Annotated in this window: 22 protein-coding genes and 1 pseudogene; 14 read left to right on the top strand and 9 right to left on the bottom strand. The window is 65.4% G+C overall.

Annotated features, from left to right (window positions below):
- Nucleotides 1-84: 84 nt before the first annotated feature.
- The 4 genes from DMB42_RS17775 to DMB42_RS53235 all read left to right on the top strand — a co-directional run bounded on the left by DMB42_RS17775 (nt 85) and on the right by DMB42_RS53235 (nt 2820).
- Nucleotides 85-381, top strand: a complete 297-nt coding sequence (locus DMB42_RS17775; protein ID WP_125635957.1) for a response regulator transcription factor — start codon at nt 85-87, stop codon at nt 379-381.
- A 101-nt stretch (nt 382-482) separates the two neighbouring features.
- Nucleotides 483-1712, top strand: a complete 1230-nt coding sequence (locus tag DMB42_RS17770; RefSeq protein ID WP_221762219.1) for a hypothetical protein — start codon at nt 483-485, stop codon at nt 1710-1712.
- A gap of 583 nt (nt 1713-2295) precedes the next feature.
- On the top strand, nt 2296-2568 hold the full coding sequence (locus DMB42_RS17765; protein WP_125635955.1) for a hypothetical protein: 273 nt from the start codon (nt 2296-2298) through the stop codon (nt 2566-2568).
- Nucleotides 2569-2673: 105 nt separating this feature from the next.
- On the top strand, nt 2674-2820 hold the full coding sequence (locus DMB42_RS53235; RefSeq protein WP_185844713.1) for a hypothetical protein: 147 nt from the start codon (nt 2674-2676) through the stop codon (nt 2818-2820).
- Nucleotides 2821-2860: 40 nt separating this feature from the next.
- Here DMB42_RS53235 and DMB42_RS17760 read toward each other — a convergent pair whose 3' ends face one another.
- Together DMB42_RS17760 and DMB42_RS17755 are read right to left on the bottom strand one after the other, a co-directional pair.
- A complete protein-coding gene (locus DMB42_RS17760) occupies nt 2861-3451 on the bottom strand; it encodes a hypothetical protein (protein WP_125635953.1) in 591 nt (196 codons plus the stop codon).
- A gap of 101 nt (nt 3452-3552) precedes the next feature.
- A pseudogene (locus DMB42_RS17755) lies at nt 3553-3852 on the bottom strand (transposase); the annotation flags it as partial.
- A 43-nt stretch (nt 3853-3895) separates the two neighbouring features.
- On the opposite strand from DMB42_RS17755, the gene DMB42_RS54275 reads away from it, so the two are divergent.
- Both DMB42_RS54275 and DMB42_RS17750 read left to right on the top strand, forming a co-directional pair.
- Entirely contained in the window at nt 3896-4129 is a 234-nt protein-coding gene (locus DMB42_RS54275; protein WP_221762218.1) for a hypothetical protein, read from the top strand.
- A 71-nt stretch (nt 4130-4200) separates the two neighbouring features.
- Nucleotides 4201-5022 carry an integrase core domain-containing protein gene (locus DMB42_RS17750; protein WP_221762217.1) on the top strand — a complete coding sequence of 274 codons (822 nt, stop codon included), beginning with the start codon at nt 4201-4203 and terminating at the stop codon, nt 5020-5022.
- Between the two features lie 258 nt (nt 5023-5280).
- Here DMB42_RS17750 and DMB42_RS17745 read toward each other — a convergent pair whose 3' ends face one another.
- Both DMB42_RS17745 and truD read right to left on the bottom strand, forming a co-directional pair.
- Nucleotides 5281-5973 (bottom strand): HAD family phosphatase, encoded by a 693-nt coding sequence (locus DMB42_RS17745; RefSeq protein WP_125635950.1) that lies wholly within the window; start codon nt 5971-5973, stop codon nt 5281-5283.
- Nucleotides 5970-6989, bottom strand: coding sequence for a tRNA pseudouridine(13) synthase TruD (gene truD / locus DMB42_RS17740; protein WP_125635948.1), 1020 nt, complete (start codon nt 6987-6989; stop codon nt 5970-5972). The genes DMB42_RS17745 and truD overlap by 4 nt, the downstream gene beginning before the upstream one ends.
- Before the next feature lie 411 nt (nt 6990-7400).
- On the opposite strand from truD, the gene DMB42_RS17735 reads away from it, so the two are divergent.
- Nucleotides 7401-8575, top strand: a protein-coding gene (locus tag DMB42_RS17735; RefSeq protein WP_125635946.1) for an IS3 family transposase whose coding sequence is annotated in 2 segments (ribosomal slippage) — nt 7401-7641 and nt 7641-8575 — 1176 coding nt in all. Because the reading frame shifts where the segments join, the coding sequence is not laid out codon by codon here.
- Between the two features lie 185 nt (nt 8576-8760).
- Here the strand turns inward: DMB42_RS17735 and DMB42_RS17730 are convergent.
- The 3 genes from DMB42_RS17730 to DMB42_RS17720 are packed head-to-tail and all read right to left on the bottom strand — an operon-like array spanning nt 8761 to nt 11252.
- A complete protein-coding gene (locus DMB42_RS17730; RefSeq protein WP_125635944.1) occupies nt 8761-9564 on the bottom strand; it encodes an ABC transporter permease in 804 nt (267 codons plus the stop codon).
- Between the two features lie 9 nt (nt 9565-9573).
- The gene (locus tag DMB42_RS17725; protein ID WP_125635942.1) at nt 9574-10329 is read right to left on the bottom strand and encodes an ABC transporter permease; all 756 of its coding nucleotides are present in this window, start codon (nt 10327-10329) and stop codon (nt 9574-9576) included.
- Nucleotides 10329-11252 carry an ABC transporter ATP-binding protein gene (locus DMB42_RS17720; protein ID WP_125636446.1) on the bottom strand — a complete coding sequence of 308 codons (924 nt, stop codon included), beginning with the start codon at nt 11250-11252 and terminating at the stop codon, nt 10329-10331. Before DMB42_RS17720 ends, DMB42_RS17725 begins: the two co-directional genes overlap by 1 nt.
- Nucleotides 11253-11509: 257 nt before the next feature.
- On the opposite strand from DMB42_RS17720, the gene DMB42_RS54270 reads away from it, so the two are divergent.
- From DMB42_RS54270 to DMB42_RS54260, 3 genes are read left to right on the top strand one after another with little or no spacing between them, the layout of a single operon-like run.
- The gene (locus DMB42_RS54270) at nt 11510-11779 is read left to right on the top strand and encodes a hypothetical protein (RefSeq protein ID WP_221762215.1); all 270 of its coding nucleotides are present in this window, start codon (nt 11510-11512) and stop codon (nt 11777-11779) included.
- The gene (locus DMB42_RS54265) at nt 11715-12572 is read left to right on the top strand and encodes a carbamoyltransferase N-terminal domain-containing protein (protein WP_221762214.1); all 858 of its coding nucleotides are present in this window, start codon (nt 11715-11717) and stop codon (nt 12570-12572) included. Before DMB42_RS54270 ends, DMB42_RS54265 begins: the two co-directional genes overlap by 65 nt.
- A complete protein-coding gene (locus tag DMB42_RS54260; RefSeq protein ID WP_221762213.1) occupies nt 12560-12970 on the top strand; it encodes a carbamoyltransferase C-terminal domain-containing protein in 411 nt (136 codons plus the stop codon). Before DMB42_RS54265 ends, DMB42_RS54260 begins: the two co-directional genes overlap by 13 nt.
- Before the next feature lie 132 nt (nt 12971-13102).
- On the opposite strand, the gene DMB42_RS17710 is transcribed toward DMB42_RS54260, so the two are convergent.
- The gene (locus tag DMB42_RS17710; RefSeq protein ID WP_221762212.1) at nt 13103-14527 is read right to left on the bottom strand and encodes an IS1380 family transposase; all 1425 of its coding nucleotides are present in this window, start codon (nt 14525-14527) and stop codon (nt 13103-13105) included.
- Between the two features lie 369 nt (nt 14528-14896).
- On the bottom strand, nt 14897-16105 hold the full coding sequence (locus DMB42_RS17700) for an ISAs1 family transposase (RefSeq protein ID WP_185844712.1): 1209 nt from the start codon (nt 16103-16105) through the stop codon (nt 14897-14899).
- Nucleotides 16106-16710: 605 nt separating this feature from the next.
- Between DMB42_RS17700 and DMB42_RS17695 the strand changes: the two genes are divergently transcribed.
- The 4 genes from DMB42_RS17695 to DMB42_RS54255 all read left to right on the top strand — a co-directional run bounded on the left by DMB42_RS17695 (nt 16711) and on the right by DMB42_RS54255 (nt 21410).
- Nucleotides 16711-17736: a hypothetical protein gene (locus DMB42_RS17695; RefSeq protein WP_221762211.1), complete on the top strand. Its 1026-nt coding sequence runs from the start codon at nt 16711-16713 to the stop codon at nt 17734-17736.
- Nucleotides 17737-18089: 353 nt separating this feature from the next.
- Nucleotides 18090-19649, top strand: a complete 1560-nt coding sequence (locus DMB42_RS17690; RefSeq protein ID WP_125635938.1) for a GMC family oxidoreductase — start codon at nt 18090-18092, stop codon at nt 19647-19649.
- 521 nt (nt 19650-20170) lie between these two features.
- A complete protein-coding gene (locus DMB42_RS17685; protein ID WP_221762210.1) occupies nt 20171-20905 on the top strand; it encodes a hypothetical protein in 735 nt (244 codons plus the stop codon).
- A gap of 97 nt (nt 20906-21002) precedes the next feature.
- Nucleotides 21003-21410 (top strand): acyl carrier protein, encoded by a 408-nt coding sequence (locus DMB42_RS54255; RefSeq protein WP_221762209.1) that lies wholly within the window; start codon nt 21003-21005, stop codon nt 21408-21410.
- The last annotated feature ends 2 nt before the right edge of the window (nt 21411-21412 follow it).

Raw genomic sequence — 21412 nt, 5'->3', positions numbered from 1 at the left:
CGGACGGCTCCGCGTTCCAGCCGAGGTGGTCATGTTTCCGGGCCAGGCAAGGTCAAACCGTACCTGCAACATGCGGAATGCCTTATGACGATCAAGCTGATCATCGCTGATGACCATGCCATGATCAGAGCGGGTCTCCGGCTGGTCACGGAGAGCGCGGACGGGATCGACGTGGTCGGCGAGGCGGCCGATGGGAACGAGGCCGTCGCGCTCGCCCTGTACCGCTTCCAAGTCCTCGCAGGGCACTGGACCGGCAGGCCGACCAGGCGCACCACCGCCCGCGCGGCGCTGAGGCCAGGGGCCAGGGGCCAGGGCCACGGCAAGAGCCTCCCGCAACGTGACCAGCAGATATCCGCACAACGTCAAGGTGTAATACCGTAGCTCGCACGATCGGTCTTCGTGACCTTCTTCAGCGTTCAGCACCTGTGAGGTGCCAAAACCTCGCCCGTGGCATCTGATCTGGCCTTCTATCCTCGGCACTCGTGTTTCTACGCCTGCTGTATCTGCCGATGGTCTGGTTGTTCGGCTGGTTGACGCTTCTCACACGGGGCGACACCTCCAAGGACGTAGAGATCTTGGTGCTGCGTCATGAGGTCGCCGTCCTGCGTCGTCAGGTCTCCCGACCACGACCAGACTGGGCCGACCGAGCGCTGCTGGCCGCGCTGGCGCGACTGTTGCCCACGCGGCTTCGCCTCCATCGGATCGTGACGCCGGGCACATTGCTGGCCTGGCACCACCAGCTGGTCAGTCAACGCTGGACCCTGTCCCGCTCGAAAACCCGGTTTCGCGGCGTGAGCTGGGTTTCGCTGCGTGATCAGAGCGGCGGCTGCGACCATCGCGAGGTGCTGTTGTCGCTTGGCTACCAGTTGGTGAGGGGCTTGTTCGGCCTGCTGACAGTGCTGGTCCGCTCTGATCTGTCCAAAGACGTTGAGCTGCTGGTGCTCCGTCACGAGAACCAGGTGCTCCGCCGTCAGCTCGGTGGCCGGCCTCGGTGGGGTCACGCCGACCGGCTCTGGCTTGCGGCATTGTCGCGGCTGATCCACCGCCGCCGGTGGGCGGAAGTATTCCCGGTCACCCCGGCGACAATCCTGCGCTGGCACCGCCACCTGGTAGCGCGTAAATGGACCTTCACCGACAGGCGGCGCCCAGGACGGCCCCGCACCCGCAGGCCGGCCAAGGCACTGATTATTCGGATGGCGCGGGAGAACCCGACCTGGGGGCATAGGAGAATCCAAGGCGAGCTGGCCCGCCTGGGCCACAACATCGCGGCCTCCACCGTGTGGGAGATCCTGCACGCCGCCGGTATCGATCCGGCGCCCGGCCGGGCCGGCCCGAGCTGGCGGCAGTTCCTGGCTGCTCAAGCCCACGCGATCATCGCTTGTGACTTCCTCGTAGTGGAGACCGTGCTGCTCAAACGGCTGTATGTGCTGGTCTTTATCGAGCACGGCACCCGGCGACTGCACCTGGCCGCAGTGACCGCGCACCCGACCGGAGCATGGACGGCGCAGCAAGCCCGCAACCTGGTCATGGATCTGGGTGACCGCATCGCCGGGCTGCGGTTCCTGATCCAGGATCGCGATCTTGGCCCGACTGTGGACGTCGTGTCCCGCTCGCTCACGTTTTCGCCATCCCGGTCCGCGCCATGCGCCTCGGCCGCTGCCGCGAGCACGTCCCGGTTGCCGGGGAACTTGTGTGCGGTGCGATGGGCATGAGCGGCGGCCCTGACGACGGTGTCCACCATGCCCCGGGCGCCGAGCCGGATGTCGAGTGCGACGATGTGCGCGCTGGAGGCAGGCACCTCTGTGGCCACCTCGTGGGCCGTGGCGGCGCCATGGCGTTCTCGCCCGGCCGACCGGTATGGGAGGTGACGCTGGCGAGCGTCGCCGCCAGGCGGTACGTGGACACGGCCCGGCAGCTGCTCCACGTCCTCCTCGATGCGCGCCGGGCTTGTGCTGGCGAACAGCTCCTGCTCGGGGATGTTGAGCACGAGGGCGTACAGAGTGCGGTAGCGCTCGTCCGGCAGGTGCTCTCCGCGCTCCCACCCCCGGACCTGGCGGCGCAGGCTCGCCGGATGCGACACCGGGACCCGGTCCCCGGCGGCGACCCGCAGCTCCCGCGCCATGCGGGCCAGGCTCCACCTCCTGTCTGGCCTAAGCCGCTCGGCACGCAACCGTGCCGCCCAACGGGGTACAGGTTCCTCGCTCATCGCCATCACTCCAGGCCAGACTGGGGATATCCGCCTGTGGGACAGTCTGCCCCCTGCCGGTGACTCTGGGCATGCGGTTGAGTTGCGGCATGCCTTCCCTCCAGGGGCCCCATCTGACCGCCACGCTGGCCGACGCCCGGCTCGCCGGTGACCTGTGCGACGTCCTGGCGGAGGAGTACAACATCGCCGCCTCCACGCAAGACCACACGCTGGTCGTGGTGTTCCCCGGCATCACCGCCCGGTGTGAGGGCGGTCTGATCTGGTGGACCTACGCGCCTGGTCCTGCTGTACGCAGCGCGGTGCACTGTCCTCCAGCGGCCATGTCCCCCGAGCCTGTCCGGCACGTGATGACGGAGGGGTAGTCCCGCGCCGGACTCCGGAGTCCACACCCAGGTCTCCACTGCTCGGGGGCATGGTCCCCACCAGACAGCCCCGCCCCTGTGAATTCCCTGGGGCGGGGCTGTCGCATGCCTGCGGCGGTGTACTGGCCCACCCACCACGAAAACGTGCACTTCTATGGCACCCACTCCGTGGACATCGACGGGGAACTCGCCCAGCTCGACGCCGACGGGTACCGGCCCCTACACCCCAACCGCGTACCCACCCTCGACTGAACTCAGAACCCGCCCGTCCTGTGGCAGCCCTGCGAGGGCGTCATGGTTTCAAGGGCGGGATCGTCTCGATGATCTCTTCGACGGCTTTGGCGCGCAGCTGCGAGCCGGACAGACCAGGATGTCTCCGGCCTACGGACTCCTCCCACACCTTGGCCAGCCCCGAGCGGACCTCCAGCCAGACCAGGGCCATCCCGACCATCTTGGGCCGGAAGTCATCGGGCTCGATCCCCGCAGGGTTCACCTTCAGGACGGCCTTGTCGAACGCCCATATCGCCTCTTGGGGCTTCCTCTCCATGGCGCGGATCACCGCCAAGTGCAGCAGCGCCCGCCAGTGCCCGTAGATGCAGGCCTGTTCGATCTCCATGTCCGCGAGGGCCTCCGAACCAGGAGTGGCAAGGCGCCTCTCAGCCTCCTGGTAGTGCTTCTCCCCGTTTGCGGCGTTGGTGAGGCAGACCTCCAGGAGGCGGCGTGCCGCCTGGACCCGCACTTCCCACCGCCGTCGCTTCACGGCCGGGTCGGCTTCGTAGTCGACCGGCTTGGCTTCGGAGTCACCGGACACCAGCATGGTCACCAGCAGCACAACCCCGAGGAGCACCAACCAAACAAACGCGTCGTTCAAATCCTCGCCCACCCTCATCCACGGTAGAGGCAGGTCCATTCCGTGTGAACCTCCCCGAATCTCGTAGAGGCAATGGTGTGCCCTGGGTTCGATGGAGTCGCGTTTCTGGATTGTCATGCCACGATGGACGCGTTCTCGAACTGTATCGGGGTGAGCATGCCCAGGCTGCTGTGCCGTCGTTGCCGATTGTGCCAGATCTCCAGGTACTCGAAGATCGCGTTCGCGAGTTCGATCCGGGTGTTCCATCGCTGACGGTCGAGGAGCTCGACCTGCATCCGCGACCAGAACGACTCCATCATGGCGTTGTCGAAGCAGTCCCCGACGCTGCCCATCGAGGGCAGCAGGCCGGAGTCCTTGGCCCGCTGGGTGAAGGCCCAGGAGCCGAACTGGACGCCCTGGTCGGAGTGGATGATCGTGTCCCGCTCGAAATATGGTTTCGTACTGTGAGCAGGGGTTTTGCTGCGCGGTCTGGGCAGCGGCTTCGACCATCACGAGGTGTTGTTGTCGCTTGTCTACCGGTTGTTGAGGGGCTTGTTCGGCCTGCTGGTGATCCTGATCCGTGCCGATCGGTCCAAGGACGTTGAGCTGCTGGTGCTCCGTCACGAGAACCAAGTGCTACGCCGTCAACTCGGTGGCCGGCCGCGGTGGGATCACGCCGACCGGCTCTGGCTGCGGCATTGTCGAGTCTGATCCCCCGCCGCCGGTGGGCGGAAGTCTTCCCGGTCACCCCGGAGACGATCCTGCGTTGGCATCGTCACCTCGTGGCGCGTAAGTGGACCTTCACTGACAGGCGGCGCCCGGGGCGGCCCGGAACCCGCCGGCCGGTCAAGGCACTGATTGTGCGGATGGCGCGGGAGAACCCGACCTGGGGGCACCGGAGAATTCAAGGTGAGTTGGCGCGCCTTGGGTGCACGATTGCGGCCTCCACGGTGTGGGAGATTCTCCACGGGGCTGGTATCGATCCGGCGCCTCGCCGGTCCGGGCCGACCTGGCGACAGTTCCTGGCCGCTCACGCCCACGCGATCACCGCGTGTGACTTCCTGGTGGTCGAGACGGTGCTGCTCAAACGACTGTATGTACTGATCTTCATCGAGCACGGCACCCGACGACTGCACCTGGCCGGAGTAACCGCCCACCCGACCGGAGCATGGACCGTGCAGCAGGCCCGCAACCTGGCAATGGACGTGAGTGACCGCATCGCCGGGCTGCGATTCCTGATCCACGACCGGGATCCGCTCTTCACCTCCACCTTCAGGCAGGTCTTCGAAGCCGAAGGACTGCAGATCATCACAACGCTGTCGCGGACGCCGAGGATGAACGCCATCTGCGAGCGCGTCATCGGCACCCTGCGCCGTGAACTCCTGGACCGGATCCTGATCCTCAACGAACGCCACCTGGCCCTCGTGCTCCAGGAGTACCTGATCCACTACAACCGGCACCGGCCGCACCAATCCCGGCAGCAACGCCCCCCGGACCTCACAACGCCGCGCGCCCATGACGTGACCGACCTCAACGATCAGCGAACCGTCCATCGAAGACCCGTCGTTGCCGGCATGATCAGCGAATACCACCACGCCGCTTAACCGCAGCTCAGGACACGTAACTCAATATTCGAGCGGCACAGTCTCGCCAGTCGAGAACGCCACGGCCCTGGGCAAAGCCATGACCGACTTTACGAATTCAACCTTTGTAGCGTCCGCATGGTCGCGTCTTGCTCGGTGGGCCAGTCCGTCGAACATGAATAAGGAGCCGACGAGCACAGGGTTACACCTGTGCTCGTCGGCCTCTGAGGCGGGGGCTGTTCGAGGCGAAGAGATTACTTGCAGGCCCTGCAAGTTCTTTTAGGCGTTCTCGACGCAACCTTGATCCCGCCTCAAGCCAAATGGCCGCGGCACTTCACTCCAATTGGAGAATATCATGTCAGCGCCATTCAGGCGATATCGCTCATGCGTGGTACACAATGCGATACAGGGAATTCCTGCTGCCCGCGCAGCCGCAATGCCATGCGGCGCGTCTTCGATGACGAGACAAGTAGCCGGCTCAAATCCCAGCTTGGCCGCCGCGTACAAGAAAATGTCCGGCGCGGGTTTGGTGACACCGTTCACATCTGCCGATGTGAATATCGGGCCGGGGAAACCCGCCCGCAGGTCTGTTGCGGACAGTGCTATATCGAGCAGGCCGGGGTCCATGGATGTCGCTGCGCATATGTCGACCACGACGGCAGCTTGGCGGACGAAATCCAGGGCCCCCGGAACGTATTTCACTCCTTGACCCAGAAGCTCGGCCATGATCTCCCAGCGCTCAAGCATGAGAGACGACGGGTCATCAGGCAGCCGGTAATGAGCAATCAGCGCGGCAATGGCCTGCTGTGCACCGAGCCCCGTGAGCTGGTGCTTGAGTGCGGCACGGTTGTAGTCGTGGCCCCGGCGCGAAAGCAGTATTCTCTGTGCTTCGTCCCAGATGGTCTCGGTGTCCAGGACGACGCCTTCAAGGTCGAACATGAACGCCGAAGCGCCGTTGATCAGATCCTTCATGCGATCTGTAGGGCGAGTTGTCGCACAGCGGCGGTCGCGTACGAGCCGGATGGCAGAAAGAAGCTGAGCTCGACCCTTTTCCGCCCCTGAAAGTACTCGTCGTCCGCGCGGCCGGCCACTTCGATAACCGTCTGTGCCACGGTCGCACGCACGGACGCGGAACGAGCCACGGCATGGTCTTCGAACGAGTATCGCTTGATCGGCAACTCATATCTCGCCGAAAGTACGCCCGCAGTCGCGCTGGTGTCGTCCAGATAAGTGAAGTCAATTCCGTCGACGGTCATCCGGTGGATTCCCTCCATCGCAGTCGCATCGACCAGCCCGGCCAGCTCGTTGTTCCACATGAATGAGGCATAGGCAGCCGGAAAGAACGATCTCACTCGGCCGTCCAGCTGGAAGAAGAAGTCTCGACTGGCGCCAGACCAATTGGCTGCAAGTCGACTCTCCGGCGAGTTCAGCTCGATCAACTTCTGCCTCGCGTCGTCCCAGTCGCCGTTCGTCATGGCGGCGCCAACGAGGTGTGAATGATGCGGGCCACCCGGCACGCCGAAACGCTGGGTGTCGAAATAGTTCAGGAACATGAAGTTGATCTTCTTGCGCGCAAAGAAGCCGTCGAGGTGGCGGCCTTCCAGGTTGCGCAGTATGATCTTGAAGCTGTTTCCCTCCATCTGGCCGACCCGCAGGGCCGCGTCGCCGAACCCGTAGGGCTGTACGTAATACCAGCGGCTGCCTTCGCGGACCTCCAAACGCTTGACGGCGTCAACCGGGATCGTGATCGGAATCGAAATCAGTTGCTCTGTGACCCCGTCTTCATCCTTGAGACCGCAATAGCCCACCGAACCCTCGGGGACGCCGAGTTCGTCAGCGATCCCGCGTACCGCCTCCATCGTTGTGTAACCACACTTGCGGAGCAACCAGAACTGGTGTGTCGCAACTTCTTGCTGGACGAGCCGGACCGCAACGCACTCGCGAACCAGGAAGTCTTCTGGAACATGCTTTACCTCGAATCGGTTCATCGAACCTCTCTCTGTGTGATTCTGGAAAGCGATCCAGCGGAAGCGCGATGAGCACCAGCGATTATGGGCTCAAAGAATGTTGACGGGTCTGTGGCCGCCCGCATGCCTCTCTCCCTCGACCGCGGGTGGATTAAGGCAACTCTATTCGAGGTCCAACACAATTTGGCTCCTGACAGCCGCCAGGGTCGCGTCAGACTCGGCTGACCATACGCGCCGTTCCCACGTTCTGATGCGGCATGGAGCGACTGTCCAGCGTTGGCATGACGCCCAGGTCGATTAGCCAGAGCGCTGCTTCCTGCTGAGTGCTGGACGTCAATCATTCGAAGATTGGTCGTTGAATGGTTTGAGGTGCCTAGAAGATTCCGGACAGCCAGCTACATAAGCTGACAGCAGTCTGGAAGAGGTAGGTACATGACGAGGCGTCGCAGGCAGTTCTCGCCGGAGTTCAAGGAAGAAGCCGTCGGCATGGTGCTGGAGGGCGATCGGACGGTCGCGTCGGTGGCGCGGGAGTTCGATATCAACGCCAGCACCCTGGGCAGCTGGGTGAACCGGCAGCGGGTCGTGAGCGCGCAGGAGGAGCAGCCGCGGCCGGTCTCCGGGCCGGACCGGGCCCGGATCCGGGAGCTGGAGCGGGAGAACGCCGAGCTGCGCGAGAAGCTGGTCTTCTTGAAAAAAGCGGCCGCCTTCTTCGCGTCCGAGACTCGATGACGCTCGCCAAGTACGAGCTCATCGACGCGGAGAAGGCCCGTCACTCCATCGTGAAGATGTGCGCCTGGCTGGGCGTGTCCCGCTCGGGCTACTACGAGTGGCGCGAGCGGCCGGCCTCGGCCACCGCGCAACGCCGGACCCTGCTGGCCGCGCTGCTCGCCGAGATCTTCGCCGGCTCGCACGAGACCTACGGCTACCGGCGCGTGCACGCCGCCCTGGCCCGCCGCGGCGAGCACTGCTCGGCCGAGCTGGTCCGGGCTCTGATGCGCGAACAGGGCCTCGTCCCGGCCCAGGTGAGGGTATTCCGGCCGGCCACCGCGGTGCAGGGCGACTTCCGTGGCATCCCCGACCTGGTCGGCCGTGACTTCACCGCTGAGCGGCCGGGCGTCAAGCTGGTCGGCGACATCACCGTCCGGACCTGGGAGGGCTTCCTGTATCTGGCCACGGTGATCGACTGTCACAGCAAGGCGGTGCTGGGCTGGGCGATGGCCGACCACTACCGCACCGAGCTGATCAAGGACGCGATCCGGATGGCCGCCGGCACCAGCCTGCTCCAGCCCAATGCGGTGTTCCACACCGACCGCGGCTCGAACTACACCAATGAGGAGTTCGGCCGCTTCCTGACCGGCCTGGGCAACCGCCGATCGGTCGGCCGCACCGGGGTCTGCTACGACAATGCGATGGCCGAGTCGTTCTTCTCCGCGCTCAAGAACGAATGGCTGCACCGCTTCATCTTCACCACCCGAGCCAAGGCAAAACGGCAGGTCATCCGCTACATCGAAGGGTTCTACAACCACCGGCGCCTTCACTCAGCGCTCGGCTACCGGCCGCCCCTGGAGGTCCTCAACGAGTCCCTCTCAGCCGAAACGGCCGCATAGGCTACGCCCATAAGACGGCTGGCCGGAATCAGCGTGGCCCCTCAGTTCGTGGAATGGTGATGTTGTTCCAGCGGATGGTTCCGCCGGCGCCGCCGCGGGCGGACGGCGCCGGGTGCGCGATCGACTCCGTCAGCGTGCGGGCGGTCGAAGTGGGGAGCTGACAGGAGCGGCTGGGACGTCATCCCTTACGAGCACAACAGCCGCTGGATCCGGCGCGAGGTGATCCACAGGCCCGCGACCATCATCACCAGCAGATACAGCGCATGCCCCAGCAACCCCCACGACACCAGCCCCAACGCCAGACCTCGCACCAGCTCCACGGCGTGGTACAGCGGAAGAGCGGCCACCAGCGCCTCCACCGCCGCCGGATACCCGCCTACGGGCGCGAAGGTGCCGGAGAACAGGAACAACGAGAACTGCCCCACGGTGATCAGGTCGAGATCCTGCCAGCCGCGCATCAGCGTCGAAATGACCATTCCCACCGCGCCGAACGCCATCCCCACCAGCAATGTCGCCGGGAACGCCGCCAGCGCCCACCAAGGCTCCGACAGCCCGAACATCACCATGATCACCAGGAAGATCGCCGTGTAGAGGGCGCTGCGCACCATGGCCCATGCCAGCTCACCGAACGCCACCTCGATCGGCTGCACCGGCGTAGCCAGGATCGCGTCGAACGTCTTGGAGTACTTCATCTTGTAGAAGAAGTTGAACGCCGTCTCAGCCAGCGCCCCGTTCATCGCGGACGCCGCCAGCATCGCCGGAGCCACGAACACCGCGTACGGCACCAGCGCGCCGTCGTCCATCTGGATGTTCTTCACCAGCGCACCCACGCCGACACCGATCGACAGGAGATACAGCAACGGCTCGAAGAACCCCGCCAGCAACACCAGCCAATACGACGCGCCGCTCCGCAAAGCCCCCAGGTTACGGTTCATCACCGCACCCACCCGGCTCGGCGACACCTGTCGCGCCACCAGCAACGTCACCATGACGCCCACCTAATCCTGAAGCCGTCGACGGAAGGTGAGCGAAGCCCACCACCACCCGGCGGCCCCATAGGCCACCAGCACCCCTACGTGCACGAACCACGGCCATGACGTCGGCAGACCGAGCATCGCCGCCCGGCACAGCTCCACCGCATGCCACAGCGGTGACACGTACGCCGCCACGCGCAGCCAGCCCAGCTGCTCCACCGGAAAGAACACCCCGGAGAACAGCGTCGCGGGGATCATCACGAACCGGAACAGCAACTCGAAATAGCTGTCGTGGTCGACCTTGGCGGCGAATGCCGTCACCGGAGCCGCCGTCGCCAGCGCCAGCAAGGCCGCCAGCACCGGCGTTATCGCCACCCACGGCGAGGACAACCCCACCCCGACCGCGGCGACCACCAGGAACACCAGGACCGCGATCTCCACCCGAACCACGAGGTAGAGGAACCAGCCTCGCAACAGGTCCGCGATCGACACCCGCGTCGCGAACGCGGCGTGCGCCGAGCGATAGTCCTTGAACGCCGCCATCACCGAGTACGTCGACTCGCTGATCATCATCTGGAACGCCGTCGACGCCAGCACCCCGGGCACGATCCACTCAACGTAGGAGACGTTCTGCAGGTCGCCCACATACCGCCCTACCCCCAGCCCGATACTGACCAGGAACAGCAACGGCAACGCGAACGACGCGAACACCGACGTCCGCCACAAACGCTTGTACACCACCATGTACCGCTCGAACACGGCTATCGTCGGATGCGCCATCAGTCGACCAGAGTCCGGCCGGTCAGGTGCAGGAACACATCCTCCAGCGACGAACGCCGAATCAGCACGCTGGAGGGCGTCAACGCGCGCCGATGCACCTCGTTCACCGCCCCGTCTCCGTTCTTCGCATAGAGCAGGATCCGGTCCGGCAACAGGTCGATCCGATCCCCGATCCCGTCCAGCTTTTCCACGTATGTCGCCAGCTCATCCGTCCCGAACCGCAGCTCCACCACTTCGGGGGAGGCATACGTCTCGATCAGCTGCCGCGGCGACCCCTCCGCGACGATCCGTCCTGCGTCCATCACCACCAGCCGATCACACAATTGCTCGGCCTCGTCCATGTAGTGCGTTGTCAGCACCAACGTCGTGCCCTGCTGCTTGAGCCGGAACAACCGCTCCCACAACAGATGCCGCGCCTGCGGGTCCAGCCCCGTCGTCGGCTCATCGAGCAGCACCAGCTCCGGATCGTTCACCAGCGCCCGCGCGATCGTCAGCCGCCGCCTCATCCCGCCCGACAAGGGCGCCACCTTGGACGACGCCTTCTCCGTCAGCTGGGCGAACTCCAGCAGCTCGACGGCCTTGGCCCGCGCCTGCGCCCGTGACAGTCCGAAATAACGGGCATACGTCGTCAGGTTCTCGGTCACCGTCAGATCCAGATCCAGATTCTCCAGCTGCGGGCATACCCCCAGCCGCGCCCGGATCGCCGAACTCTCCCGCACCGGATCCCGTCCGAGAATCCGCAGCGACCCCGCCGACGGCATCGACACACAGCTAATCATCCGCATCGTCGACGACTTCCCCGCTCCATTGGGCCCCAGGAACCCGAACGCCTCCCCCGGCGCCACTTCCAGGTCGATCCCCGCCACCGCGGTGAACTCCCCGAACCGTTTGACCAGGCCCCGAGCCTGAATAAGCGATTGCATGGACACGGAGCAGATCCTACACACAAACATGATCTCGGAGTCCCGACATACTCCTGACCGATGTCAGTATCGGGCCGGCGCGCCCGGTCGATAACCTGACCCCCCGCGCCACAGGCCTCCTTGGCCGACTCCTCTTACAGGCCCCCGAACTCCTCGTCAAGTCATCCGTGCGGGCAAGCGCATCGAAGCGACCGAGAACAAGCATAAATCAGTTTCACCGTCATTCGTCACCACCCATCGCTATCAGAGGAATCGGTATGCTGATTTTAGCTATGAAGGAAGGCCATGACGGAGGCCTCGTCGCCATCGAGGACGGCAAGCTGCTGTTCGCGCTTGAGGCGGAAAAGAACAACTTTCCGCGCTATGACAGGTTGACCGCCGAGGTCATCACCAGGGGCCTCGGCCTGCTTGACCGCCAACCGGACGTCGTGGCGCTGGGAGGCTGGATGAAAGGGTTCTCCCTTGCGAGCCCGGTGCGAGCCCGGTGCGAGCCCGCCCTCGCGCACAGGATATTTCGGAGTCGGTGAGGGCTCTGCTTCGGACGAAGAAGGCAGGCTCTTCGGCAGGAAAGTCAGATACTTCTCCTCCACCCACGAACGCTCGCACATCTATTCCTCGCTCGGCATGGCGTCGCCGATTCCCGGCCAGGAATACTACGCGCTCGTCTGGGAAGGTCATATCGGATCGTTCTACCGCGTCAACGCCAAAGGCGAAGCCACGCACCTCGAACAGGTGATGAGCGACCCCGGGAGCAAATACGCGTACCTGTTCGCGCTGGCCGACCCGACGCACCCCGGCGGTGCCGTGTTCCGCTTCAACGACGCAGGCAAGCAAATGGCGCTGACCGGTTTCGCCGATGACGCTCCGATCACTCGCCAGGAGCGAAAGACCATCGAGCACATCCTGAAGCAGGAGCGGGTTTTCTCGTCACTGTCCAAGGCGGATATGTCGTCGTCGCACGTGTACAACAAAGGCGTCGAGTCGCAGGAATACAAGAAGACCGCCAAGCGACTGTCCGACGCTATTTTCCAGGCTTTCCACGACTACGCCGAGAAAAATCTCACCGAGGGTCTGCCGCTGCTGATCTCGGGCGGGTGCGGCCTCAACTGTGACTGGAACAGGATGTGGCGTGAGAGCGGCCTGTTCGAGTCGGTGTTCGTTCCCCCGTGCCCGAATGACAGCGTTCCGCGCTCGGCACGGCAATCGACGCCCAGTGGTACTACACCGGCCAGGCCAGCATCGAATGGTCGGTGTACGCGGGTGAGGAATTCGCGGAAGACGTCCAACCAGACCCGGCCACCTACCTCGTGCGCCCGCTGATCGTCGGCGAAGTCGCCGAGTGCATCGAGCGCGGCGACATCATCGGCTGGGCACGCGGACGCTACGAGTTGGGACCCCGCGCCCTGGGCAACCGCTCCATCCTGGCGGCACCGTTTACCGAGGAGACCACTGTCCGCTTGAACAGAATTAAGCGCCGCGAGGGTTACCGCCCGATCGCGCCTATCACGTTGGAGTCCGACGCACCCAAGTGGTTCACCGGGTCGGTTGTCGACCCGTACATGCTCTACTTCAACCACGTGACCTCCGACGACCTCAAAGCGATCACCCATGTCGACGGCACCGCGCCCACTCAGACCGTGACACGAGACCGCAATCCAGGCATCGTGGACCTACTAGCCTCGATGATTCACGGGTTCGGGTGGCTTCGCCCGGCGTGACGGCTGCATGATTAGTGGATCTTGGATTTGGTTTGTGGGCAGGGCGCTTGGCCGGCGGTCACGCCGGTGGTGCCGGATTCCACGGGCCGGTCGGGGTCTTGCTGGTCGGGTGGGCAGGGGCAAAGCTCGTGCTCAGGTGGGAGCGGGCAGCGCCAGGACGGATGCGAGGGCGCGTTGCAGGTGGTGGGCCCAGGGCCAGGTACGAGGGATCTTGATGGTGCGTCGTCGCTGGCCGCGGACCAGGCGGGCGCTGGTGTGCAGCAGCGTGTAGCGCAGGGTGGACGGTTCAGCGATCGTCAGTTCGGCCTCGCAGCACAGCAGACGGAACCAGGACAGTAGGTCACAGCCGATCGCGGCGGCGATGCACCAGGCCTGGTTGATGGCCAGCGACCAGGAGGGCAGGCTGGCCAGTCCGGTGTTCTTGCCGCACCGGATGAAGTCCTCCACCCGGGCATGGACGCGGTGACGCGCTTCGCCCTGTTGCAGCGGCAAGGCGGCGGCCGGCGTGTTGGTCGCGATCAGCTGGTAGCGCCAGCCACGCGCCTTCTCGAAATCGGTCAGTTTGGCGCCGGAGGTGGGCTTCTCCCGGCGGACCAGGATGCGCATGCCCCCCGGCCAGGTGGCCAGCTTGTCGCCCCCGGCCGAGTGCCGCAGCAGGCCGGTGAGCTCCGCGGTGCCCGCCTCCTCCAGATCACGGGCCTGACCTGTCTCATCCAGGACGCACGACCACGCATCGGCGGGCAGCGCGGCGATCGCGGTGTGGGCACGCGCGTCGAGGTCGAAGCCGACCGAGTAGTGGGCCCGGCGGCTGCGCGTGTTGAGGGTGGTGATGAACTGCAGAAGTTCGATCGTGGCGCCGGCCCCGTCGCAGGTGATGAGGATCCGTCTGCGGTGCTTCCGCGGGATCTGCGCGATCGCGGCGGCCAGCACCTCAAGGTGATCGGCGATGGTGTTGGCGCCCGCGTTGCCCGGACGCAGCTTGATGGCCAGGCACTCGCCGGTGTTGTCGCACCAGGCGGTCAGTGGGAACAACCCGAAACTGCCGTTGAACGTGCCCGCGGCGGCCTCCTTGTCGCTGTGACAGAGCTGGATCGTGGCATCCAGCCGGATCACGATCCATTCACCGAGGTCGCCGTAGCAGGTCCGGGAGGTCGGCACGCCCCCGTGTCGTGCGGCGACCAACGTCCACACCCGCCGTCGCGCCCGCGCCCGCGCAGCGGCGATCTTATCCCGCTGCCGGGCCGTCACCTCCTCCAGCGCTCGCCACGCCGTCGATGCCGAGGCCACCGAACCGAATAACTCGCCCTGGTCCCGCAGGGTGCGGATGTGCCGGGTCGCGGTCCCGCCATCAGCGATCATCACACCGAGGTCGGATAACACCTGGCCCCGATCGTGCCTCACCTGCCGGCCCCGCACCCGCAACGCGGCTGTCAGTTCAATGGTCTGGCCGGACTTGAACGCCAGCATCCGCAGCCCTGCCGTACCGACGTGAGAGACCACGCCGTGACCGCCGACCGTGACCGCCAGCCCTTGCATCCACTTCGGGATAGTCTGCACGCGAAGAGTGCTCCTCGCTCTGGAAGGTTGTTGATCTCGACAATCCGTAATCTTCCAGATCAGGGGCACTCTTTGCTGTCTAACCGATCATCCAGCCCGGACTCTCATCAGCCGCCGCGAAACGGCGAGGTTAGCTGTGTGTCGATGCCGTCGGCGGGGTCGCTGCGGATTCTCGGACGGGATCCGGTGCGGGAGAGTTCGGCGATCCGGGCGCGGCTGGGGGTATGCCCGCAGCTGGAGAATCTGGATCTGGATCTGACGGTGACCGAGAACCTGACGACGTATGCCCGCTATTTCGGACTGTCACGGGCGCAGGCGCGGGCCGGCCGTCGAGCTGCTGGAGTTCGCGCAGCCAGGGCTGAAGCGTTCTCATGTGGTGAGACCGAGGAGCTGAAGGCCGTCGGCTGGGTGGCTGCGGTAGTGGTCGGTGGCAGCGGCGATGTTGGTCCAGCCGATGAGGCGGGTCAGGCCGACGGCCAGGTTGCGGAGGCTGGCCAGGATCCGGGGCGCGTTGCCGCTGCGGACCTTGCAGGCGTCTTCGCGGTAGGTGTCGTCGCGGATGTGGTGCAGGGTCTCGACGCTCCAGTGGCCGCGGATCAGCGTGGCGAGCTGGGCATGGGGGATGCGGCCCGGCGGCAGGCTGGTGATGGCGTAGATCGTGACGATGGTGGTCTTGCCGGTTTTGAGGTCGGTGCGGCGGCGTTTGACCTGGATGGCCTGGGCGGCGTGGGGAAAGGGCAGGCCGGGGCGGGTGGTGCAGATCTTCATGCGGCGGATCTCGCGGCGGCCGTGGCCGCGCTCGTCGGTGCGGTCGTTGAGGATCGCTTCGCGCCAGGGCAGCGCTTTGAGCCTGCGGTGGAGCGTGGGCTGGTTGGCCTTGACGATGAACAGGAAGTGGCCGCCGGCGGCGACGATCTGGCGGGTGTGCTCGGCTTGGGTGTGCAGGGCGTCGGCGGTGATGACCATCGCGGACAGGTCCAGGCCGGACAGCAGGGGTGCGAAGGCGGGGATCTCGTTGCTCTTGGCCTCGACCTGCCGCTGGGCGAGCACGGTCTGGGTGTCATGCCGGATGGCGGCCAGCAGGTGAGTGACGCCGTCGCTGGTGCGGCTGCCGCGCAGGGTCTTGCCGTCCACGGCCAGGCCGAGCAGGGGTGTTTTGGCGGTCGCGGACGCCTGGACGGTCGTCGGGGCGGCCGTTTCTGGCGGGTGGCCGGTGGTCAGCGCGGAGAGGTAGGCGCAGGTCGCGGCGTCGAAGGCATCGCCGTCCAGGCGGGCCAGCAGCCGCCCGAGAGTGCTGGCGGCCAGTCGGGTGGTGGCCGGGAGCTCGAGCCGGGTGCGCAGGCCGGGGTCATATCCGGCGATGAACCGGGTGATCTTTGACAGGGATGTCGCTCCGCTGAGGACGGCGAGCAGGGATAACGCGAGCAGCGGGCCGAGTCGGTAGCGACGTCCTCGGCGGTGGCGTGGGTCGGGTGCGGCATCCAGCACCCCGGCCAGGGTGGGCAGGTCGGAGGCGGGATCGTCGATGGTGACGTGCTCCACGTGGCGGGAGAGCACGTCGATCGTGGATGATGGCACGCGAACGCGGCCCCTGTTCTTGATCGACTGGCTAGACACCGACGATCACGAGGGGTCGCGTTCGTCATCTCCGCGCCGGGGTGCCTTACCCGCCCACCTGGCTCAGGGGTAGAGCAGTCTCACCAGTCGAGAACGCCACGGCCCTGACTCGGTGGGAGAGTCCCTTAACCGCTGACAACATTGACAAACCTAGCGCCTGTCAGGAATGGAGCAGGCCCGCTCACGTCTAGAGTTGTGTCACCTTGAGATCAGGAGTCGCACGATGAGAGGGCCTGCCAGTATGAGCGAGCGCTCATCACTACATCCATCCTGGCCTTTTGAGCATTGTCTCAAGGGGTGAAAATGTATCCGCTGTCTCTGGTGTCGCAGCGGCCGAGCAGGGGGCTGCGAGCCAGGGTCCTGCCATATCTCGTGATCGAAACGAGAAAACGGCCGCCACCCGACTCCGCGGGGGTGGCTCGTCTGCTGTGATCAAAGCCTGAGCGTCCTCTTTTTCGCACCGGCCTGCTGAGGCGAGCGAATGGAGCAGATCAACGGTCGGCCCGATGAGATCTGTGCGAGGACTCCCCTGGATCCGCTGCGGCGCCTGCTCCCTCTTTCGGTACGTGTTGGTGCAGACCTCGGCCGGCGTGTTCAGCCTGGCCGGCGAGCACCCGCACACGTTCGTCCCAACGCATCTCCCACCTGCCTATCGCTGTTCAGGCAGCACGAACCCGAGTGCAGCCGCCGGTACACGTCACGAGAAAGCAACCATGATGACTGCTATCGACCCGGCCTCCCCCCGACGCGACACGCACCTCCCTCTGCCGCCGATTCCCGAGCCGTTTCGGCTGCCCTTCTATTGCGGGGCGTGGCACAACATCGGCATCGATTACCTGGTGGATTTCGAGACCGCTGCGAAGATCCTCGGCCGAACCCACCCGCGGCTCGCCCCGGCCGACTTCGACGGCCGCGCCTGCTTCTCGCTCAACTACCAGCTTTACTTCGCGCAGTACGGAGACGGCTCGAGCATCACGGAGGAGGTGGAGCTCAACATCATCGCCTATCCGCAGGGCGAGGAGCACCGGATGTTCCCCGTGTCGTACGCGGAGTACGCCACCGGAATCGACCAGACCAAGTTGCTCGGCATCGGCAGAATCCACGTGCTCTGCGACAATGCGATGGCCATCGAGGCCGGATCGAAGATATTCGCCGAGCCGAAGCTGCCGGCCCGCTTCACGGCGACCATGCCGTCGCTCAACGGCCCGGAGACGTCCGACTGGCACGTCCGTGTCCTGGACGCCGACTTCGCCGAAGACGGGAGTGTCACGCCCGGCGGCCGACTGCTGTTCAGTATCGACGCACACCTCGGCGGCCTGGTGGGCGTGCCGGTGAACAACACTCCCGTCACGGGCTACGGAACCGATGCGGAGGGCCGCCTGCTGACCAGCCGGCAGAGCGTTTACCACCCTTATCAGTACTACCTGCTGGACTCGGAAACGGCCGCGCAGGTCTCGCTTCATGTGGCGGAGCCGACCTCGCTCGTGGGCCAGGACCTCACGGCGCTGCTGACCAACGCCGCCCCGGCGGGCATGTGGACCTACCAGTCGGCCCCGGTCGCCGCACACAGCCGGCCCTATTACCTCGCCTGAACCGTCTTGGACCGCTGGCGGAACCGGCCGTACCTCATGGATGTTCACTCCTTCACCATCGAGCCCGGTGTCATCGGCCCGATCTCGGGCTCCTGGCCGACGCAGCCGGTCGGTGGCGCCGTTCCCGGCCACTGCGGTCGTGCGGCAAGCAGTTCAGATCGAGGCTCGTGGACGAGGAGGTCACCAGCTTCAACGCCGAGGACCTGAGCGCCTGCCAGGACCGTCTGCTCGGCAGAGCGGTCCCGTGCATTCCGTTACAGGTGCCCGGCGGGCCTTCTCGCTGTCGTCAGGTGCCGGGGCGAAGTACGCCTCGTTCGTAGTCGTGCAATCCATGAGCGGCCGAAGGGTAGGGCATGCGCTCGTCAATGTTCTTTGACCACATAGTCGTCGGCGCCGGGTCGACGGGTGCAGTACTCGCTGCTCGGCTCGCCGAGCGCACCGACCGCCGCGTCCTGCTGATCGAGGCCGGACCGGACTATCACGGCTCAGCCCTTCCACCGGAGCTCCAGGACGGGCGGACACCATCGTTGAGCTCTCACGACTGGGGGTACACCGCCCGCGGTGCCGGCGGCAACGAGTATTGGCTCCCCCGCGGCAAGGTCGTCGGCGGCTGCTCGAGTGTGAACACGTGCATCGCGCTCCGGCCGGAGCCCGGCGACTTCGACGACTGGCCGTCGGGCCGCGTGAGCTGGTCGTGGGAAGTGGTGCTGGATGGGTTCGTCGCCATAGAGACCGATGTCGATCGGGCCGGCGCTCACCACGGCAGCCGTGGCCCCCTACGGATCGCCCGGACGCCGAGTGAGCGGATGACTCCGCTGTCCCAGGCATTCGCCGAGGCGTGCCGGAGGGCCGGATTCGACAGTACCGCCGATCACAACGAGCCCTGCAGCACCGGCGTGGGCGCCCTTCCGCTGAACGTCGACGGTTCGCTGGGCCGGATCTCGACGGCGAAAGCCTTCCTGGAGCCGGCGCGGCAGCGGGCCAATCTCACCGTCATGCCGAACACCTTGGTGGATACGGTGCTGTTCACCGGATCGCGCGCGACGGGAGTGCGGGTCGTCGCCGATGGGCAGGCGCGCGACATCGGCGCGGACGAGGTGACGATCGCCGCCGGCGCGATCGGTAGCCCGGCGATCCTGCTCCGTTCCGGCATCGGCAAGGCCGAGGAACTCAGCGCACTCGGGATCGACGTCGTCGCCGACCTCCCTGCCGTTGGCCGGAACCTCGCGGATCACTCGCAGGTGCCGATCGTCTGCGCACCCGCGCAGGGCGCGGCGGACCCCTCCGCGCCCTGCGCCGAGGTCGTCCTGCGGTACCGCGCTCAGGGCTCGAGCATGCCCAATGACATGCAACTGTGCCTGCTCAACCATGTCGAGATGAGCAAGTACGCGCCCGGCCTGGCCGCCTTCGTGGAAGGCAGCCACGCCTTCGTTATCACGGCGAATCTGATGGGGCCGGAGTCGCGGGGCACTGTGCGGCTGGCCTCTCGTGATCCCCGTCAGGGCCCTGTGGTGCACCTCGACCACCTCGCCGCGGCATCCGATCGGGCCCGTCTCCGCGAAGGGCTACGGCTGGCGCGGCACATGGCGGACGATCCGGCAGTCAGTAAGTTCATCCAAAGACTCGTGGACGTCGACGGCTGGTCCGTCGACGACGACGCGAGCACGGATCGCTACCTTGCGGCGCACCTGCAGACGGCGCACCATCCGAGCGGCACCGCCGCCATGGCGTCGAGTGCCGCCACGGGCGTCGTCGACAACGAATGTCAGGTCTTCGGCACGGACGGGCTCCGCGTCGCGGATGCCTCGGTCATTCCGTCCTCGGTGCGGGCCAACACCAACCTGACCTGCATCATGATCGGCGAGCGCGTCGCCGCGGCCTTGTCCGGAACCGTGCAGGGAGTGGCCTGTTGACGCCGTTAAAGGTCGAGCGTCTCCCGGGGGACGTCGTCAGCAGGGAGAGCGTCCTTGTCGCGGCTCGGGCGACGGGTGGCGCTCCGGCGGCAGTGGCCACCGCGCAAGCGCGGCGGTGAGACCACGGAGACGCTCCGCATGCACGCTGCCGTTCGGTCGCCGAACGCGGCGCTCCGAACCGACCGGACGTTTGCGCCCGCAGGAGTTCGGCCTGTCCCCGCATGGTCCGCCCGCGCCTTTATGGATCCGACGTGGCAACGAGCCTATCGTGACTTCGCGATCGCAAATTGTAGCGACCATTGTAGGGTTCCTGAGTCAATCTTGTAAATGCCTAGGTCAACGTGCTGTGTCGCCATTCCTTTGGGGATTCGTACGGCTCCGAAGTCCACGTACTTTGGCACGTGCTTTCCGAATCACTGCATGATAACGTACGAGCCGATACGTGCATTACGGCACAAACGGGGCAAGATGGGAGTGCCATGGTAAGTGGGCAGTCAACCGGGGCAGGCGTTGAAGTGATCGTGACCTGGCAGAACGACTCCGGTCATCTGCAGGGATGCGGCAGCGGCGGGCGGATCAACCTGAAGACGGGCGAAGAACTCAAGTTCGGGATTTCCAAACGCTCGGGGAACATTCAGCCGAACGCCGAACCCAGCCTCGGGGCGCTCAAGGTTTCCGCCGAGCAAGCCACTGTGTCCAATCTCACCACGAGCACCACCTATGCCGTCGAGAATCTGGAAGGTGGCGCCGAGTTGGTCAAGGTGCGCCCTCGGCAGCTGGACCTGGTGATTCCCTTTGAGATGTCACGCATTTTGATCCCGACCAGCGCGGGCGTCACCGAACTCACCGTCTACGCCCCTCCGCCGCGTTTGCTCCAGATGGACCTGGCCACGAGGGCGATGGTCTCGTCGATTCATCTGGACAAGACGAGCAAGTATTTCATTGTTCTCGTCGCGCTGTGCGAACCGCGTTTGCGCGGATCCTCTATGGCGGCCGTGCCTTCACTTCGAGAGGTCGTCGAGAGGTTACGAGGAGTCGATCAATTCAAGGACGCCAATCGTAGCAGTGTCAACTACCACATCGACTACCTGGCGGTTCGAAAGCTTCCCGTCAGCCAGTGGTCAAAGTGCGAGGACGACGGTCCCAAGCATTCCAAGCGTGAGGCGCTGGTCGCCTTCGCCCTCCGGTTCGACCTGGTGAGCGAAGAGGATCTCCTCTTGCTTCCCCCCAGCTCCGCCTCCCGCCGCGCCTCGTGACCGGTCACCGCGGTGTTCCGGGAATTTGTCACTCCGCTGAGCCCGGCACATGGTCGCCGGCACCGAGCGACATCCCCGGTCGGGTTTCCTGTCATCCATGAGGATCGGGGCGGAGCTGCATGACTTATTATTCGATGCATTGTCGCCGCCCGTCAGGCACATTCGATGTCAGCATTTCCGGATTCAGATCTTCCGGCTGCAGTCGGTGGTCGCCCAGCGCTGCCCTTCTGAGGAGCTTCCAAAGATGAAGGCCGAATACGAGAAAGAAGCGGACCGCACGGCGGCCCTTGTCGAAATATGGCGCGAGGTGCTCAGCCCGCAGGACCTTGACGAGAACTCGGATCTCTTCGAGGCCGGCGGAACGTCGATGCAGGTCCTTGAGATCGTCGGCCGGGTCTCCGAGGTCATGGACGTGGACGTCCGCCTGCGCCAGATCTTCGAGCACACGACGCCGAAAAGCCTTTCTGTGTTCCTCGGCGCCTCCCAGCTCAAGTCACGCAGGTGAGC

The organism is Nonomuraea sp. WAC 01424, from assembly GCF_003947315.1.
Taxonomy (GTDB): Bacteria; Actinomycetota; Actinomycetes; order Streptosporangiales; family Streptosporangiaceae; genus Nonomuraea; species Nonomuraea spiralis.
This window is presented reverse-complemented; position numbering and strand designations above follow the sequence as displayed.